General features: G+C 61.7%; 1 protein-coding gene. It reads right to left on the bottom strand.

What is annotated here, in order from left to right; translation table 11 throughout:
• Positions 1–230 (bottom strand): glycine betaine ABC transporter substrate-binding protein (locus VC352_RS25160; protein WP_322982190.1); only part of this gene is annotated, 230 nt, incomplete at both ends.

Raw genomic sequence — 230 nt, 5'->3', positions numbered from 1 at the left:
AGCCTCGGCCGCGTAGGTCGGCACGGCCAGTGTGTATTTGGCGCCCTCGAGGTTGGCCTTGGGCAGTACATTGACGCCGTTATCCTTGAGGACGGGCTCGATGACCGAGTCCATCGACGTCGCCCAGTAGCCGAGGAAGACGTCGACCTGGCCACTCTTCACGCCGGTGATGGCGATCGTTACCGAGGCCATGATCTTTCGTGGCTGATAACCCAGGCGTTCGGTCAGAG

The sequence above is a fragment of the Pseudomonas sp. C11 genome (genome assembly GCF_034683865.1).
GTDB lineage: Bacteria > Pseudomonadota > Gammaproteobacteria > Pseudomonadales > Pseudomonadaceae > Aquipseudomonas.
The sequence above is the reverse complement of the archived record's forward strand: the minus strand, read 5'-3'. Positions and strand labels throughout refer to the sequence as shown.